The 15,082-nt window shown below is 60.2% G+C and carries 15 protein-coding genes; 6 read left to right on the top strand and 9 right to left on the bottom strand.

Features of this window, described 5'->3' with window-relative positions; all coding sequences use genetic code 11:
* Window positions 1-2: 2 nt before the first annotated feature.
* Window positions 3-422, bottom strand: a complete 420-nt coding sequence (locus tag JJQ76_RS12680; protein WP_210397228.1) for a flagellar basal body-associated FliL family protein — start codon at window positions 420-422, stop codon at window positions 3-5.
* A gap of 159 nt (window positions 423-581) precedes the next feature.
* Here JJQ76_RS12680 and rsd point away from each other — a divergent pair, with 159 nt between their 5' ends.
* Both rsd and JJQ76_RS12690 read left to right on the top strand, forming a co-directional pair.
* Window positions 582-1,046, top strand: a complete 465-nt coding sequence (gene rsd, locus JJQ76_RS12685; protein ID WP_210397229.1) for a sigma D regulator — start codon at window positions 582-584, stop codon at window positions 1,044-1,046.
* A 19-nt stretch (window positions 1,047-1,065) separates the two neighbouring features.
* On the top strand, window positions 1,066-2,040 hold the full coding sequence (locus tag JJQ76_RS12690) for a WD40 repeat domain-containing protein (protein ID WP_210397230.1): 975 nt from the start codon (window positions 1,066-1,068) through the stop codon (window positions 2,038-2,040).
* Window positions 2,041-2,099: 59 nt separating this feature from the next.
* Here JJQ76_RS12690 and bamJ read toward each other — a convergent pair whose 3' ends face one another.
* Window positions 2,100-2,789, bottom strand: a complete 690-nt coding sequence (gene bamJ / locus JJQ76_RS12695) for a BamJ family beta-barrel-assembly machinery protein (protein ID WP_210397231.1) — start codon at window positions 2,787-2,789, stop codon at window positions 2,100-2,102.
* Window positions 2,790-2,947: 158 nt separating this feature from the next.
* On the opposite strand from bamJ, the gene JJQ76_RS12700 reads away from it, so the two are divergent.
* On the top strand, window positions 2,948-4,876 hold the full coding sequence (locus JJQ76_RS12700; protein ID WP_210397232.1) for an ATP-binding cassette domain-containing protein: 1,929 nt from the start codon (window positions 2,948-2,950) through the stop codon (window positions 4,874-4,876).
* 12 nt (window positions 4,877-4,888) lie between these two features.
* Here the strand turns inward: JJQ76_RS12700 and JJQ76_RS12705 are convergent, their stop codons facing one another.
* Window positions 4,889-6,163: an HDOD domain-containing protein gene (locus JJQ76_RS12705; RefSeq protein ID WP_210397233.1), complete on the bottom strand. Its 1,275-nt coding sequence runs from the start codon at window positions 6,161-6,163 to the stop codon at window positions 4,889-4,891.
* Window positions 6,164-6,338: 175 nt separating this feature from the next.
* Between JJQ76_RS12705 and ggt the strand changes: the two genes are divergently transcribed.
* Window positions 6,339-8,069 (top strand): gamma-glutamyltransferase, encoded by a 1,731-nt coding sequence (gene ggt, locus JJQ76_RS12710; RefSeq protein WP_210397234.1) that lies wholly within the window; start codon window positions 6,339-6,341, stop codon window positions 8,067-8,069.
* A gap of 6 nt (window positions 8,070-8,075) precedes the next feature.
* Here ggt and JJQ76_RS12715 read toward each other — a convergent pair whose 3' ends face one another.
* The 5 genes from JJQ76_RS12715 to JJQ76_RS12735 all read right to left on the bottom strand — a co-directional run bounded on the left by JJQ76_RS12715 (window position 8,076) and on the right by JJQ76_RS12735 (window position 12,510).
* Complete coding sequence (locus JJQ76_RS12715) at window positions 8,076-8,462, bottom strand: RidA family protein (protein ID WP_210397235.1); 387 nt, start codon at window positions 8,460-8,462, stop codon at window positions 8,076-8,078.
* 38 nt (window positions 8,463-8,500) lie between these two features.
* Entirely contained in the window at window positions 8,501-10,621 is a 2,121-nt protein-coding gene (spoT, locus tag JJQ76_RS12720) for a bifunctional GTP diphosphokinase/guanosine-3',5'-bis pyrophosphate 3'-pyrophosphohydrolase (RefSeq protein ID WP_210397236.1), read from the bottom strand.
* Window positions 10,622-10,700: 79 nt separating this feature from the next.
* The gene (gene rpoZ, locus JJQ76_RS12725) at window positions 10,701-10,952 is read right to left on the bottom strand and encodes a DNA-directed RNA polymerase subunit omega (protein WP_210397237.1); all 252 of its coding nucleotides are present in this window, start codon (window positions 10,950-10,952) and stop codon (window positions 10,701-10,703) included.
* A gap of 50 nt (window positions 10,953-11,002) precedes the next feature.
* Entirely contained in the window at window positions 11,003-11,635 is a 633-nt protein-coding gene (gene gmk, locus JJQ76_RS12730) for a guanylate kinase (RefSeq protein ID WP_210397238.1), read from the bottom strand.
* An 8-nt stretch (window positions 11,636-11,643) separates the two neighbouring features.
* Window positions 11,644-12,510, bottom strand: coding sequence for a YicC/YloC family endoribonuclease (locus JJQ76_RS12735; RefSeq protein ID WP_210397239.1), 867 nt, complete (start codon window positions 12,508-12,510; stop codon window positions 11,644-11,646).
* A gap of 88 nt (window positions 12,511-12,598) precedes the next feature.
* Here JJQ76_RS12735 and rph point away from each other — a divergent pair, with 88 nt between their 5' ends.
* A complete protein-coding gene (gene rph, locus JJQ76_RS12740) occupies window positions 12,599-13,369 on the top strand; it encodes a ribonuclease PH (RefSeq protein WP_281412003.1) in 771 nt (256 codons plus the stop codon).
* Between the two features lie 64 nt (window positions 13,370-13,433).
* Here the strand turns inward: rph and JJQ76_RS12745 are convergent, their stop codons facing one another.
* A complete protein-coding gene (locus tag JJQ76_RS12745; RefSeq protein ID WP_210397240.1) occupies window positions 13,434-14,207 on the bottom strand; it encodes an exodeoxyribonuclease III in 774 nt (257 codons plus the stop codon).
* Between the two features lie 180 nt (window positions 14,208-14,387).
* On the opposite strand from JJQ76_RS12745, the gene pyrE reads away from it, so the two are divergent.
* Window positions 14,388-15,035 carry an orotate phosphoribosyltransferase gene (gene pyrE, locus JJQ76_RS12750; protein ID WP_210397241.1) on the top strand — a complete coding sequence of 216 codons (648 nt, stop codon included), beginning with the start codon at window positions 14,388-14,390 and terminating at the stop codon, window positions 15,033-15,035.
* Window positions 15,036-15,082: the final 47 nt, after the last annotated feature.

A 15,082-nucleotide genomic window follows, 5' to 3' on the forward strand; every position in this document is an offset into this window, starting at 1 on the left:
ACTCAGTTCTGGATCACGAAGCTGGTGAACAGCAGATCGCCGATCATGTCGTAACCGGTTTCACCGTACTCCTGCACCATGATCTGGCGCACGGCTTCCAGCGCTTGAATACGAATGCGCTCGCGCCCGGCGGCGGTGGATACCGTATCGTCGGTTTGTGAGCTCAGCAGCATCACGATGGCGTTGCGGATCTGCGCCTGATGATGCTTGGTGTTGACCTCACCGTCACGGCTGACCACTTTGATCGACACCTCGGCCTTGACGTACTTGAGTGGCCCGGGCCCGCCGTAATTGGCGATAAAGGGCGGGTTGAGCTCAACATATTCCACATAACGGTCAGGTGCGCTTTCTGCGGCCAGTGCCTGAGCGGCCCCTGTCAGCAGAGCCAGCGTCAGAAAAAGATGTTGTAACGCGCGATTCATCGATCGGTTTCCTTGCTGTTGATTCGATGGAAACTCAGTATATAGCGGCGTAACTGCTTGTCCATGATACGTGTTCGGTTGCTAACGCATTTGTGATGGCGCTAGTATTGGGCTTCAGCCACCGTCCTTCGTCGGGGCGCAAACCATGGAGCTGTAATCATGCTGGAAAAATGCTTGGATGCCCGCGAGCGCTGGGGCGGCGTCAGTGAATTGATCGACCGCTGGTTGCACGAACGTCAGGACCTGCTGAGTCGGTTCATTGGCTTGCCACAGCTCACTCTGGATAAGGATGTTGCTCCGTCGTTACAGGGCTTTTGCGAAGTGCTGGTGGACTATGTGTCGTCCTGGCACTTTGGGGTGTATGAACACCTGCTGGCAGAAGCCGACAGTTTTAATGATGGCGGCATCGAGCTGGCCCGCGAGCTCGATCCGAAACTGCAGGCAACCACCGACGAGGTGCTGAGCTTTAACGACCAGTTCTCCGAGGTTGACTCACTGACGCTGCAGGATGCTTCTCACCTTGGCGAGCGCCTTTCCCGCCTTGGAGAGGTGCTGGCCGAGCGTTTCGAACTGGAAGACAACCTGATCGAGCGCCTTCACACCGCGCACAAGGATCGCCTCTAACCCCACCGGAGATGCGTTGATGCGGGCATGGAGTGCACTGCTGTTCTCACCGCTGCTGTTGGCCGGCTGTGGTCAGGGCGATGACCCGCTCGGCTATGCCGAATACGCGGTGCAGGGTACTTATACCGCCGCCCTTTCGCCCGATGCCAGTTACGGCGTAGTGGGCTCGATCCAGCATGGCGGCAGCCTCTGGGACATCAATCGGAACGAACGACTCTACAACTGGAACCATCAGCAGGGCGATTACACCAATCTGGTGGCGACAGCGTTCTCACCCGAAGGTGACTTTGCTGTGACTGCCGGCCCCCAGGACCTGGTGCTGTGGCAGGTCAACGATGGTCAGCCGGTGTGGTACTGGAATGCGCCGGCGGAGATACTGGCGGCGGATCTGGGCCCTGGCGGCAATCTGGCGCTGTTGGGGCTTGCCGACCATACGGCGGTGTTGTTCGACATTAAAAATGGCGGCGTACGCCAGACGGTTCGCCATCAGGGTCGGGTGCGTGCAGTGGCGATCAGCGATGACGGCACCCTGGCGTTGACTGGTGGCGACGACAACCATGCGCGGTTATGGAGTCTGGCCAGCGGCGAGATGCTCCAGCAGCAGCCTCATGGCAACGGGGTGAATACGGTGGCGCTCTCTCCCAGCGGTGATTACGCCTTCAGCGCGGGTCAGCTGGACAAGGCGTTGATCTGGCGTACCGACAGTGGCCAGATAACCCAGACCCTGACTACCGACGAGTCACTGCTGCCGCAACGGATTACCTACACCGCGGCTGTATTTTCGCCCAACAGTGATCGCCTGCTTACCGGCACCAGCGCCGGACTGGTGCAGTTGTGGAATGTCAGTGACGGGCGTGAGCTCAAGCGCTGGACACTGCACAAACGCGATCCCTTCCGACCTACCAGTGCCACCGTCTATGCGGTTGGCTTCGGCGGCGGCAATCGCTATTTTGCGCTGGGGTCCAATGGCTTTGTGAATCAGCTAGGTAACTGAATCTGGGATATGGCGGGAACAGACCCGGTTCAGGCGGCGCTGAACCGGGATCGCAGATCTTACTGGGCCGGATTGATTTCCAGCAGTTCAACTTCAAAGATCAGGGTAGCGTTAGGACCGATCAGTTGCCCCATGCCGTGATTGCCGTAGGCCAGTTCGGCCGGAATATAGAACTCTGCCTTGGAGCCCTGTTTGATCAGCTGAAGGCCCTCGGTCCAGCCGGGGATGACGCCGTTCAGCGGGAAGGTGGCCGGGCCGCCGTGCTTGTATGAGCTGTCGAACTCGGTGCCGTCCACCAGCGTGCCGCGGTAGTGAACCCGCACGGTGTCGGTCGCTGCCGGCATCGGCCCGCTGCCTTCACTGATTACCTTGTACTGCAGGCCGCTGTCCGTGGTGACGACACCCTCTTTGCTGGCATTGCTGGCCAGGAACTCGGCGCCGAGTTTCTGGTTAGCCTCAGCGCGTTCCAGCACCATTGCCTGCTGGCGCTCCTGATAACGCTCCTGGGCTGCCTGCATCGCCTGCTGAATGATGTCATCAGACAGGCTGCGATCACCGTCCAGTTCTTTCAGGCCCTGCTTGAATGCGTCAATGTCGAGATTAAAGCCGATGCCGTCCATACGTGTGGCAACGTCAAGGCCCATGATGTAGCTGATTTTCTGATCGAGAGTGTCCAGCTCGGCAGCCTGGACCAGAGGAGAGGAAAGCAGAGCACCGGTGATGGCGCCTACCAACAGATGTTTTTTCATTGGAGGTCCTTAATTGCATGCATTTGATGCCTCAACTGCCGCTAACGGCAGCGAACTCATTACCTTAGAGTTGAGGCCAGTGTAACCGTAAAGTTCCGTTGAGGGCCAGCCTGCAAAGCCGCGCTGAGGGCCATTGCACTGTGGTAGACTTGCGCGCCATGATCGAACTCATTCAACTCTCGTTACAACGGGGCAAGAACCTATTGCTGGAACGGGTGGACTTGCGTGTTCACCCGGGGCAGAAGGTTGGCCTCATCGGCGCCAACGGTTGTGGTAAGTCGAGCCTGTTTCAACTGCTGCTGAGCGGTTTGCACGTCGATGGCGGCGACCTGCGCATTCCGGCAGGCTGGCAGATCGCCCATATGGCCCAGGAAGTCGCCGTGCTCGATCGCTCGGCGGTGGATTACGTGCTCGACGGCGATGCGGAACTGCGTCAGCTGCAGCAGGCGATCAGCGTGGCCGAACAAAGCGATGATCCGGCCCGGCTGGGGGAGCTGCATGCCCAACTGGATAATATCGGCGGCTACAGTGCCGATGCCCGCGCGCGCCAGCTTCTGCACGGGCTCGGGTTCAGTGATGCGGAGCTGGGCCGGCCGGTGGCCGATTTTTCCGGTGGCTGGCGGATTCGCCTGAATCTGGCTCAGGCGCTGATGTGCCGCTCCGACCTGCTGTTGCTGGATGAACCGACTAACCACCTCGACCTTGACGCCACCTTGTGGCTGGAGCAGTGGCTGATCAGCTATCCCGGCACTCTGATGCTGATCTCTCACGATCGGGATTTCCTCGATCGGGTGGTGACCCACATCGCCCACCTGGAGCAGCGCCAGCTGACTCTCTATCGGGGTAACTACAGCGCCTTTGAGCGCGCGCGGGCCGAGCGGTTGGCGCAGCAGCAATCGGCGTTTCAGAAGCAGCAGCAGCGAGTCGCCGAGATCGAGTCTTTCGTCCGCCGGTTCAAGGCCAAGGCCTCCAAGGCGAAGCAGGCGCAGAGCCGGATCAAGGAGCTGGAGCGGATGGAGCTGATTGCGCCGGCTCACGTTGATTCGCCGTTCAGCTTCCGTTTTAGTGCTGCCGACAAGGTGTCAACGCCGCTGCTCAGTTTGCGTCATGCAGCACTGGGATACGCGGGTGCGACGGTGATCGACAGCTGCACCCTTAGCTTGCAGCCGGATCAGCGAATTGGCTTGCTGGGCCCGAACGGTGCCGGCAAATCGACGCTGATCAAGACCTTGATGGGGGAACTGGCGCTGCTGAGCGGCGAGCGCAACGAAGGGGCCAATCTGCGGGTCGGTTACTTTGCCCAGCACCAGTTGGAGGCGCTCGATCTGGACGCCTCGCCGCTGCTGCATTTGCAGCGCATGGCACCAAATGTCAGTGATCAGCAGCTGCGGGATTTCGTCGGCAGTTTCGGTTTTCATGGTGATGATGCGCTGGATCCGGTGCGCCATTTCTCCGGCGGAGAGAAGGCGCGTCTTGCGTTAGCCCTGATCGCCTGGCAGAAGCCGAACCTGCTGTTGATGGACGAACCCACCAACCACCTGGATCTGGAGGTCCGCCACGCGTTGACGCTGGCGCTGCAAGGGTTCCCCGGCACGCTGATTCTGGTGTCCCACGATCGCCACCTGTTGCGCAACTGTGTCGACGAGTTTCTGCTGGTATGCGACGGTCAGGTACAGCCCTTTGACGGTGATCTGGATGATTATGCCCGCTGGTTGAGTGAGCGTAATCGCCAACTGGATGCAGCCAGTGCTTCGGATAACGGAGAGGAGCAGCGTCAGGGGGAATCGGCGCAGGCACGCAAAGAGCGTAAACGTCAGGATGCGGAACGGCGTAAACAACTCAGTCCGCTACGCAAGCGGGTGACCACACTGGAATCCCGGCTGGACCAATTGCATCAACAGCAGTCGGCGTTGGAGCAGCGATTGGCAGATAGCGCGTTGTACAGTGACGAGCAAAAACACACCCTGCGTCAGCTACTCGACGAACAAACCCGGCTAAGCCGTGAGGCCGAGCAGGTTGAGGAGCAGTGGCTGGCGGGTTGCGAGGAGTTGGAACTGCTGGAGGCGGCGCTCAAGGAATCGCCCTGAGCGCTGCCCGTATCAGCTGACTTTCATCAGCTGGGTGATCTCTTTCAGTTCGTCGCCCCGGTTGTGGATCTGGTCAAATGCCGCCTGCAGCTGTTGCGGCTCAAGACTCAGCTCTTCCAGCAACTGGGGCGGAATCTCACCGACCGGGCCGTCACCGATACCGTTCTGACGCATCACCCGTTGGGCCAGGTTGACGATCATTGCATACTGGCGGTGCTCGCCGGTGTAGCTGAGATCGCTCTGATAGCGAATGGCGCGGCAGACTTCGTCCGGCAACTTCCAGATCTCCATCAGCCAGGCACCGACCTGCTCCCGGGTCACGTTGATCACCTGCTTCTCCACGTATTCATGAGGCAGGTGGGGATTGGCTTCCACGTAGCGAGATACCAGCGAGAAATGGGGTGGGAAGATGTGTGCCAGCGCCAGATAGCCGAAGTTGTGCAGCAAGCCTGACAGGTAGGCCAGACCACCGCGAGGGCGGATATCGACCGGCATCATTTTGACCAGTCGTTCCGACAGAGTGGCGCAGTACACCGCCTGAACCCAGTAAGGCGTAGCACCGCGGGGTGTATCCTCCGGTATTTTGAGGGTTTTGCCCATGGCGATACCGAGCGCCAGATTGACTACCAGGTCGAATCCCAGCACCCGCACGATGGCATCCTGGATCGAATTGATCCCGCCGGGTGCGGCGTAGAAGGGCGATGCCGCCCAGCTCATTACCTGTGCCGACAGACTGGGATCGAACTTGACGATCGGGATCAGATCATCGACTCCGCTGTTGGGGTCGCTGCGCAGCATGATCACCTTTTGCGCGGTCGGCGGCAGTGTTGGCAGGCCGAGAGTGTCCTCCAGTCGCTGTTTGATCCGCAGTGCGGTGAACTTTTCTACCGCGCGGGTGATAACGGTGACGTCGTCGCCCTCGGGCTGTTTGGCATCAATGCTTTCGGTGGTCAGTCCCAGGCGCAGGGTTTCGGCGTGATCGATCAGTTCTACCGGAATCTCCGCTTCCCAACCGCTGGATGATTCCCAGATATGCAGCGACTGACCCACTTGGGAGTCGGCATCCAGAAAGACCGGCAGGCCGAACAGTTTCTTCAGGCCGCTGTCGGTGTTGAGCCCGCTCTGGGCAAAGAACTTCTGCGCGTCATGCGCGGACAGTGGGTGCAGGTGGCGGTTGCTGTGCTTCCAGATGCTCGCAAGGTTGAGCAGGCGATCACGGGGCAGCAAAACCAGCACCCGGCCTTCGTTGTCGCTAAGCATTGCCAGACGAAAGGAGTGGTCTGCCATGATGGGGCTCTCGGTTAAATCGGGTTGAGCTTATGTAGCAATCCTAGTTGCTGCTGATTTGCAGCGTCAAGTTAGCCTCGGCGTTCGGGGCTGACTATGCTACATCGGTTGCGATTCAGGTCATGGTACAAGATATCGGCGACGCTGTCGCAAGCTTGAGTGGAGAGGTCGGACAATGAAGTGGTTGGTTGGACTGTGGCTACTGATGTGGGCGCTGCGCGCGACGGCGGTGGTAGAGGATCTGGCACCGGAGGGTGGCAGCGGCGTGTTCCGGCCGGCCGAAGTGGTGGCGGATAAGATGCTGGTGGTGAGCGCGCATCCGCTCGCTTCGGATGCGGGGTTGCGGGTGCTGGAAGCCGGTGGCAGTGCGCTCGATGCGGCGGTTGCGGTGCAGGCGATGCTGACCCTGGTGGAGCCGCAATCATCGGGGTTGGGCGGCGGCGCGTTTTTACTTTACTGGGACGCCAGGCAGCGCCGTGCTCACGCTTATGATGGTCGCGAGACCGCGCCCATGGCTGCGAACGAAGCACTGTTCGTGCGAGGGGACGGCGAGCCGATGGATTTTTGGCAGGCGCTGGTCGGTGGTCGTGCGGTGGGGGTCCCCGGGGTGGTGCGTATGCTGGAGGTGGCTCAGCGGCAGTTTGGCCGCTTACCCTGGGAGTCCTTGTTCGCCGATGCCATTGAGCGCTCGCGGCTGGGTTTCGAAGTGACACCCCGGCTGCACCAGTCGATTGCCAGCGGTATCAATCCGGGGCTGGCGAACACCCCCTCCAGCCGCAACTATTTTTTTCTCGACAATGGCGAGCCGCTACCGGTCGGTCACCTGCTGCGCAATGAGGCGTTGGCGAGAACGCTGGAGTTGATCGCCCGTGAAGGCGCGGACGCTTTTTATACCGGCCCTCTGGCTGAAGATATGGTCGCAGCGGTGCGATCGGCGGAGAATCCCGGCCTGCTCAGTCTGGCTGATCTGGCCGCCTATGAGGCGCGTGAGCGCGAACCGTTGTGCCGTGATTTTCGCCAGTACGAAGTGTGCAGTATGCCGCCACCGACCTCTGGCGGCGTCGCGCTGCTGCAGATGCTGGGGCTCCTCAGCCGGTTTGGCCTCATCGATCTGGCGCCCGAGAGTGCGGCCTATGCCCACCTGCTGACCCAGGCCGCACGGCTGGCCTATGCCGACCGGGCCCGCTACCTGGCCGATCGGGATCATGTGCGGGTGCCGGTAACGGCACTGTTGGACAGCGCCTATCTGCGCGAGCGGGGGCGGTTGATCAACCGTGAGCGTGATATGGGCACCGCAGTGGCCGGAGAACTGCCGGGGCTGGCCGGGCAAGTTGGCCGTTCGCCGGAGCGGCCCTCCACCACCCATCTGGTGATCGTAGACGCTGAAGGAAATGCGCTATCGATGACCAGCAGTATCGAGATGGCGTTTGGTTCAACCCTGATGGTTGGCGGCTTTCTGCTCAACAACCAACTGACCGATTTTAGCTTCGTAGCTGAGCGCGATGGCGCACCGGTGGCCAACCGGGTGCAGCCGGGTAAGCGGCCGCGCAGCTCAATGACACCAGTGATTGTGCTCGATAGTGATCGCCGTCTGAAGCTGTTGCTGGGCTCTCCCGGGGGTAGTCGGATCATCAACTACGTGACCCAGGCCCTGCTGGCCAATCTGGTGGCCGGGGAGTCGGTTCAGGATGCGGTGTCGCTCCCGCACGTCAGCAACCGCAACGGCGTCACCGAGCTGGAACAGGGAACGGCGGCCGAAGGGTTGGCCGATGCCCTGCAGGCGCGTGGGCATGAGATCAAAGTGCGCGACCTCAACAGCGGTCTGCACGGCATTGAGCGGCTGCGTGACGGGCGCTTTCGCAGCGGGGTAGACCCGCGCCGGGAGGGCGCGGCGCGGGGGCGGTAGCGGGCGTTACTGGGTCACCAGTACGCCGTCCATCTCGACGGCGGCTCCGCGGGGTAACTCAGCCACGCCGATGGCGGCGCGGGCGGGGTAGGGTTGGGTGAAGTAGCGTGACATCACCTCGTTGACAGTGCCGAAGTGGCTGAGATCGGTGAGGAAAATGTTCAGTTTGACGATCTGCTGCAGCGTGCCGCCGGCAGCTTCACACACCGCGGCAAGGTTCTCGAATACCTGTACCACCTGGGCCTCAAAATCGCCTTCGACCATCTCCATGGTGCTCGGCACCAGCGGGATCTGCCCCGACAGGTAGGTGGTTTCGCCGATTTTGACCGCTTGGGAATAGGTACCGATCGCTTGCGGCGCCTGTTCGGTTTGGATAATGGCGCGATTGCTCATGATGATCCTCTGTAACCAGTGGTGGATAGGGCGCGCGATCAGGCGCGCAGAATGCGGTTGACCGATTTGATGGCGCGAATGCGCTTCATCACCCGGGCCAGGTGGACCCGGCTGCGCACCGAAATGTCCAGATGAACGGTGCTGAGGCGGGCTTCTTTCTCGTCAATGTCGATGCGACGGATGTTAGCCCCCGCCGCTGATACCTTGGTGGCCAACGAGGCGATGATGCCGCGCTGGCTGGCCAGCTCGATCCGCAGGCTGACCTCAAAGTCGTCGTCAACGTCACGGTCCCAGTCCAGGTACACGCATTTTTTTGGATCTTGGCGGAATTCGTGAATATTGCGGCAGTCTTCCCGGTGAACCACGATGCCGCGGCCGGAACTGATATGCCCCAGAATGTGATCGCCCGGAATCGGGTGGCAGCAGCGGGCATAGGTCATCACCACCCCTTCGCTGCCACTGATGGAGAGCGGACGTTTGGGCGACTCGGCGTCCTGTTCCGCTTCCTCTTCGTTGGCTGGCTGCAACCGCTGGGCGACCATGAACGCCATCCGGTTACCGAGGCCGATCTCCATCAACAGCTCGTCGAGGTCATGCAGGCTGTTTTCCTCGAGATAGCTGGCCAGCGACTGAGCGCGGATCTCCTCCACTGAGCTACCGAAGCTAGCCATGAATTGGTTCAGTAGCCGGCGTCCGAGGGCGATCGATTCGTCGCGCTGCTTGTTCTTGAGGAAGTGGCGAATGTTGGTGCGGGCCTTGCCGGTAATAACGAAGTTCAGCCAGGCGGTATTGGGCTGCGCGCCGGGGGCAGTGATGATCTCCACCGTCTGTCCACTCTCCAGGGGGGTGCTCAGGGGGGCCAGGCGGCGGTTGATGCGACAGGATACGCAGCTGTTGCCGATATCGGTGTGCACTGCATAGGCGAAGTCCACCGGGGTGGCTCCCTTAGGTAGCTCAAAAATGCGTCCTTTGGGAGTGAACAGGTAGACTTCGTCGGGGAACAGGTCGATCTTGACGTTCTCAATAAACTCCATTGAACTGCCGGCCTGTTTCTGCATCTCCAGCAGTCCCTGCACCCATTGGCGGGCGCGGTTGTAACTGCCTTCGATCCGCGATGCCTTGTTATCGCTGGCCTTGTAGCTGCTGTGTGAGGCGATGCCGGCGTTGGCGATTTCGTCCATCTCCTGGGTGCGGATCTGTACCTCGATGGTGATATCACGGGCACCAAACAGATCGGTGTGCAACGACTGATAGCCGTTAGCCTTGGGGATCGCGATATAATCCTTGAAGCGGCCGGGAACAGGCTTGTATATGTTATGAACGGCGCCCAAAATCCGATAGCAGGTGTCGATCTTGTCGGTCACGATGCGGAACGCGAACACATCCATGATCTCTGCGAACGACTTCTTCTGGGTCACCATCTTGCGGTAGATGCTGTACAGGTGCTTTTGGCGCCCACTGACCTTGGCTGGCAGTCCCTCCCGCTCGAGGGCTTCGGTCAGTGTGTTCTCGATCCGTTCAATCATGTCGCGCCGGTTGCCGCGCGCCTGTTTTACCGCCCGTCCGATATGCTTGTAGCGCATCGGGTAGTACGCGCGGAAGGCGAGATCTTCGAGTTCGACATGCACGTCGTGCATCCCCAGGCGGCTGGCGATGGGGGCGTAGATATCCAAAGTTTCACGGGCGATACGGCGCTGTTTTTCCGGTGCCATAACGCCGAGGGTGCGCATGTTGTGCAGCCGGTCGCCGAGTTTGACCAGGATGACGCGGATATCCTCCGCCATCGCCATCACCATTTTCTGGAAGTTTTCTGCCTGGGCTTCGGCCTTGGTTTCAAAGTGCAGGTGGGTCAGCTTGCTGACCCCGTCGACAATACCGGTAACGGTGTCACCGAACTGGTCGCTGAGAGCCTGCTTGTCAACCAGAGTATCTTCGATCACATCATGGAGCATCGCCGCCATCAGGCTTTGATAGTCCATGTTCATCTCGGCCAGAATTGAGGCAACGGCTAGCGGGTGGGTGACATAGGGCTCACCGCTTTTGCGCCGCTGACCATCGTGCGCTTGCTCGGCATAAAAGTAGGCGCGGCGGACCTGGTTGATCTGCTCTTCGCCGAGATAGTCGGTCAGACGTTCGGCCAATTCACGAATGGCGGCCATCAGGTCTTACCGTAGTGCGGGTGTGAGAAAGCCGGCCCGAAGGTTGGGGTGGGCCGGCGGTACTGCAGGAGTGCCGAGATTAAGCTTCAACCTCAAGCGTCTCCTCCATCAGCTCATCCAGATCGGCAGGGCGCTCGATCAGGATGCTGGCGTCGACGTGGCCTTCAGCGATTTCGCGCAGTGCGACTACGGTCGGCTTGTCGTTCTCCCAGCCAACGTGGGGCTCTTTGCCGCCAGTGGCCAATTGGCGAGCACGTTTGGCGGATACCATGATCAGCTCAAAGCGGTTCTCAACGTTTTCCAGACAATCTTCAACGGTAACGCGGGCCATGAATAACCTCAGTCAATTGCAGTTCGGGGGATTCGGAGTAGCACGACAGTTTACTCGCTCTTACCGCTACTGCACAAGAGCGCGTCGATCATTTGCTGGTGGCGTGGGCGCTGCACTTCCAGCCGTTGGCGCCGCGCCAGAAACACGGCGGCCAGCTCCTGCAGCGACTGCTCGAACTGATCATTGATGATCAGAAAATCGTATTCGGCGTAGTGGGACATTTCGCTGATTGCCTGGCTCATGCGCTGGGCAATGATCTCGTCGCTGTCCTGGCCGCGGTTTTGCAGTCGCTGCTCCAGCGCCTCCCGCGATGGCGGCAGGATAAAGACCGATACCGATTCCGGCATCAGTTGGCGTACCTGCTGTGCGCCTTGCCAGTCGATCTCGAGAATCACGTCCCGCCCCTGGGCCAGCGTGTTCTCCACCCAGGCGCGAGAGGTGCCGTAGCAGTTGGTGAATACCTCGGCGTGTTCGAGAAAGGCATTGTCGGCCACCATCTGGTCGAAGCTTTGGCGGTCGATAAAGTTGTAATCCCAGCCGTCCACTTCGCCGGGACGGGGCGCGCGGGTGGTGTGTGATACCGACACGCAGACCTGCTTGTCGCGGTCGAGCAACGCCTTGACCAGACTGGTTTTGCCGGCACCGGAGGGGGCGGAGATGATGTAAAGGGTTCCTTGGCTCATGGGGTTCGTTACTCGATATTCTGGATCTGTTCGCGCATCTGTTCGATCAGGACTTTCAGTTCGACCGCGCATTGGGTGGTGTCGGCGACCACCGACTTGGATGACAGGGTGTTGGCTTCGCGGTTGAGTTCCTGCATCAGGAAGTCCAGCCGGCGGCCAACGGCGCCGCTCTGCCCCAGCACCCGGCGTACTTCGTTGACGTGGGTGTGAAGGCGATCCAGCTCTTCGTCGACATCGGCTTTCTGGGCCAGCAGCACCAGTTCCTGTTCTACCCGACCGGGGTCGAGTTCGCCCTGGATCTCGTTGAGTCTGGCTTGGAGGTTGTCACGTTGGCGCTGCAGGATCTCCGGCATCCGTCCGCGCACCTGCACCACCACCGCGTCGATCGCGTCCAGGCGCTGGTTGATCAGTGCTGCCAGCTCCTGACCTTCGCGGGCGCGGCTGTCGATCAGTTCATCTACGGCGGTATCGAAGGTCTGGAGTGCCGCGGCGAGCAGGGCTTTCATGTCGATGCTGGGCTCGCTGAGCACGCCCGGCCAGCGGAGTAGTTCGAGTGGGTTGATCGAGGCCGGGTTGCTGAGCATGGCTGCAACCTGCTCGGCTGCAGTTTTTAATTGCGCCACCAGTGCGGTATTGACGCTCAGGTCGCCGCTCTGCTGCTCCGCAGGCTGAAAGCGCAGGGTGCACTCTACTTTGCCGCGCTGCAGTTTGCTGCGTAACCGTTCCCGCACGGTGCCCTCCAGTTCCCGGAAACTTTCCGGCAGGCGCAGGTGGGGCTCGAGGTAGCGGTGGTTGACCGAGCGGATCTCCCATACCAGGGTACCCCAGGGGTGTTCGCTCTGCTGACGCGCGAAGGCGGTCATACTGCGTGTCATAGGCTTGGATCTCGATTAAAATGGGCGGCTGAAAGGCGTTATTCTATCAGACCGTCACCGAATTGATCTTCCAGCAACAGGAATCCTCATGAATTCAACCATCGCTGATCAGCTTAAGAATCTCGGCGTGGACGCGATGCGTCCCAGCGGCCGCGAGCCGAACCAGCTGCGCGACGTTCGCATTGCCCGCCACTATACCAAGCATGCCGAAGGTTCGGTGCTGGTGGAGTTTGGCGACACCAAGGTGCTGTGCACCGCATCGGTAGAGCGTGGCGTACCCCGGTTTCTGCGCGGTAGCGGTACCGGCTGGGTGACGGCGGAGTACGGTATGTTGCCCCGCTCTACCGGTAGTCGTATGGCGCGGGAAGCAGCGCGTGGCGGTCAGGGCGGACGGACGGTGGAGATTCAGCGTCTGATCGGCCGTTCGTTGCGGGCGATCATGGATCTGGAGCGGCTGGGCGAGAATACCATCACCATTGATTGCGATGTGTTGCAGGCCGACGGCGGTACCCGCACCGCGGCGATCACCGGGGCCTGCGTAGCGCTGCGTGACGCGGTCAGCCAGCTGGCCAAGAACGGCAATGGTGCGATGAAGGGCAATCCGTTCAAGGAGTTGTTGGCGGCGGTTTCGGTGGGCGTCTACAAGGGGATGCCGGTGCTGGACCTCGACTATGCCGAGGATTCCAAGGCGGAAACCGATATGAACGTGGTGATGACTGCGAGCGGTGGCCTGGTTGAAGTTCAGGGCACCGCCGAGGGCGCGCCGTTCAGTCGTGACGAACTGAATAAAATGCTGGATCTGGCGGGCACCGGTATCGCCGAGCTGGTGAAGTTGCAGCAGGCCGCGCTGGACGCCTGACCGTCATCGCCAGAGCGAATCAAAAAGCCCCTCGCTGAGGGGCTTTTTTGTGCCGGGCTGGTTGTTACAGCGGCTGGTTGTAGTCGATCAGCAGTGGCGCGTGTTCGGAAAAACGCACGCCTTTCAGAATGCGGGCGTCGCGTATGGTCTTGCGCAGCCCGGGTGTGGTGACCTGATAATCGATGCGGGCGCCTTCGTTGAGGGAGTAGGCGCGATTATACGGCGGCCACCAGGTGTACTGATGATCAGCGTGGTTCACTTCGCGGAAGGCGTCGATATAACCCAGTTCGCCAAAAACCACGTCCAGCCACTGACGCTCTTCCGGCAGGAAGCCGGAATTCTTCTGGTTAACGTACCAGTTGCTGAGGTCCAGGGTCTTGTGGGCGATGCTCCAGGTGCCACAGAAGATAAACTGGCGCCGCTTGCGCAGGGTCTTTTTCAGATGACCCAGCACGTTCTCCATGTAGTGGAATTTCTGCGACTGGGCGGCATCGTCCTTGAGCCCCGAGGGGATCACCATGGAGGCGATGCTGACCTTGTCGTAGTCGGCCTGGATAAAGCGCCCATGAAAATCGCACTCTTCAAAGCCGAGGCCGGTCATGATCGCCTTGGGGGGCTGCTTGCAGTAGATCGCCACACCGCTGTAGCCGTCTTCAAAGGCATCGAAGAAATAGGGGTAATAACCGTTGGGATGGTAGAGGGCGTCGTCCAGCTCGTACTCTTTAGCCCGCAGATCCTGCAGGCAGTAGACGTCGGCGTCTTCGGCGATCATCCAGTCGAACAAGCCCTTCTCGGCAGCTTCTTTAATGCCTTGTACGTTGAGCGTGATTACGCGCATCCGGGACTACCTTCATACCATTCTTATTAGGTGGCTACCTGAACGAGCAGGCAGGCGCCGATTGTATCGCTTTGATAAGGAAACTGAAACATACAGGCCGCCTTTGCCGTGGGAGCGGTGGGCGGTTCGTTGTATTATAGGCAGCCATTTTTCATCGGTTAGAGTTGCAGGGGAGTCGGCATGCAGGCGTATCAACGTGAATTTATCGAGTTTGCCATCGAACGGGGCGTCCTTCGCTTTGGCGAGTTCACGTTAAAGTCGGGTCGGATCAGCCCCTACTTTTTCAATGCGGGCCTGTTTAACAGCGGCGAAGCGTTGGCCCGCCTGGGGCGCTATTATGCGGCGGCAATCGAGAACGCTGGGGTTGAGTTTGACGTGATGTTGGGCCCCGCCTACAAAGGGATCCCGCTGGCAACCACCACCTGTGTGGCGCTGGCCAACGATCACGGTCGCGATGTCCCCTATGTGTTCAACCGCAAAGAAGCCAAAGACCACGGTGAAGGCGGTAATCTGGTGGGAGCCGAGCTCAAGGGCCGGGTGCTGATCGTCGATGACGTGATCTCTGCCGGTACCGCCATTCGTGAGGTCATGACTCTGATTGAGCAAGCCGGGGCCACTCCGGCGGGAGTGGTAATCGCGCTCAATCGGCAGGAGCGAGGCCAGGGTGAACTGTCGGCGATTCAGGAAGTGGAGCGCGACTACGCCATGCCTGTTATCAGTATCATTAATCTGGATGATCTGGTGACTTTCCTCGAAGAAAAGGGCGGCTCTGAGGCAGAACTGGCGGCGATTCGCAGCTATCGTGATAGCTACGGCGTCACTGCTTGAGGCCGGGAGCACGGAACTAACCGCCGTGGCTACGTCCTAATGCTGTT

Source organism: Motiliproteus sediminis (genome assembly GCF_017912535.1).
GTDB lineage: Bacteria > Pseudomonadota > Gammaproteobacteria > Pseudomonadales > Balneatricaceae > Motiliproteus > Motiliproteus sediminis.

Coding starts and splice junctions, on each gene's coding strand:
- spoT (WP_210397236.1), bottom strand. CDS start 10,621: ATGGCCGCCATTCGTGAATTGGCCGAACGTCTGACCGACTATCTCGGC.
- rph (WP_281412003.1), top strand. CDS start 12,599: ATGAATTCAACCATCGCTGATCAGCTTAAGAATCTCGGCGTGGACGCG.
- JJQ76_RS12745 (WP_210397240.1), bottom strand. CDS start 14,207: ATGCGCGTAATCACGCTCAACGTACAAGGCATTAAAGAAGCTGCCGAG.
- bamJ (WP_210397231.1), bottom strand. CDS start 2,789: ATGAAAAAACATCTGTTGGTAGGCGCCATCACCGGTGCTCTGCTTTCC.
- ggt (WP_210397234.1), top strand. CDS start 6,339: ATGAAGTGGTTGGTTGGACTGTGGCTACTGATGTGGGCGCTGCGCGCG.
- rsd (WP_210397229.1), top strand. CDS start 582: ATGCTGGAAAAATGCTTGGATGCCCGCGAGCGCTGGGGCGGCGTCAGT.
- JJQ76_RS12705 (WP_210397233.1), bottom strand. CDS start 6,163: ATGGCAGACCACTCCTTTCGTCTGGCAATGCTTAGCGACAACGAAGGC.
- gmk (WP_210397238.1), bottom strand. CDS start 11,635: ATGAGCCAAGGAACCCTTTACATCATCTCCGCCCCCTCCGGTGCCGGC.
- JJQ76_RS12700 (WP_210397232.1), top strand. CDS start 2,948: ATGATCGAACTCATTCAACTCTCGTTACAACGGGGCAAGAACCTATTG.
- JJQ76_RS12680 (WP_210397228.1), bottom strand. CDS start 422: ATGAATCGCGCGTTACAACATCTTTTTCTGACGCTGGCTCTGCTGACA.
- JJQ76_RS12715 (WP_210397235.1), bottom strand. CDS start 8,462: ATGAGCAATCGCGCCATTATCCAAACCGAACAGGCGCCGCAAGCGATC.
- JJQ76_RS12735 (WP_210397239.1), bottom strand. CDS start 12,510: ATGACACGCAGTATGACCGCCTTCGCGCGTCAGCAGAGCGAACACCCC.
- pyrE (WP_210397241.1), top strand. CDS start 14,388: ATGCAGGCGTATCAACGTGAATTTATCGAGTTTGCCATCGAACGGGGC.
- JJQ76_RS12690 (WP_210397230.1), top strand. CDS start 1,066: ATGCGGGCATGGAGTGCACTGCTGTTCTCACCGCTGCTGTTGGCCGGC.
- rpoZ (WP_210397237.1), bottom strand. CDS start 10,952: ATGGCCCGCGTTACCGTTGAAGATTGTCTGGAAAACGTTGAGAACCGC.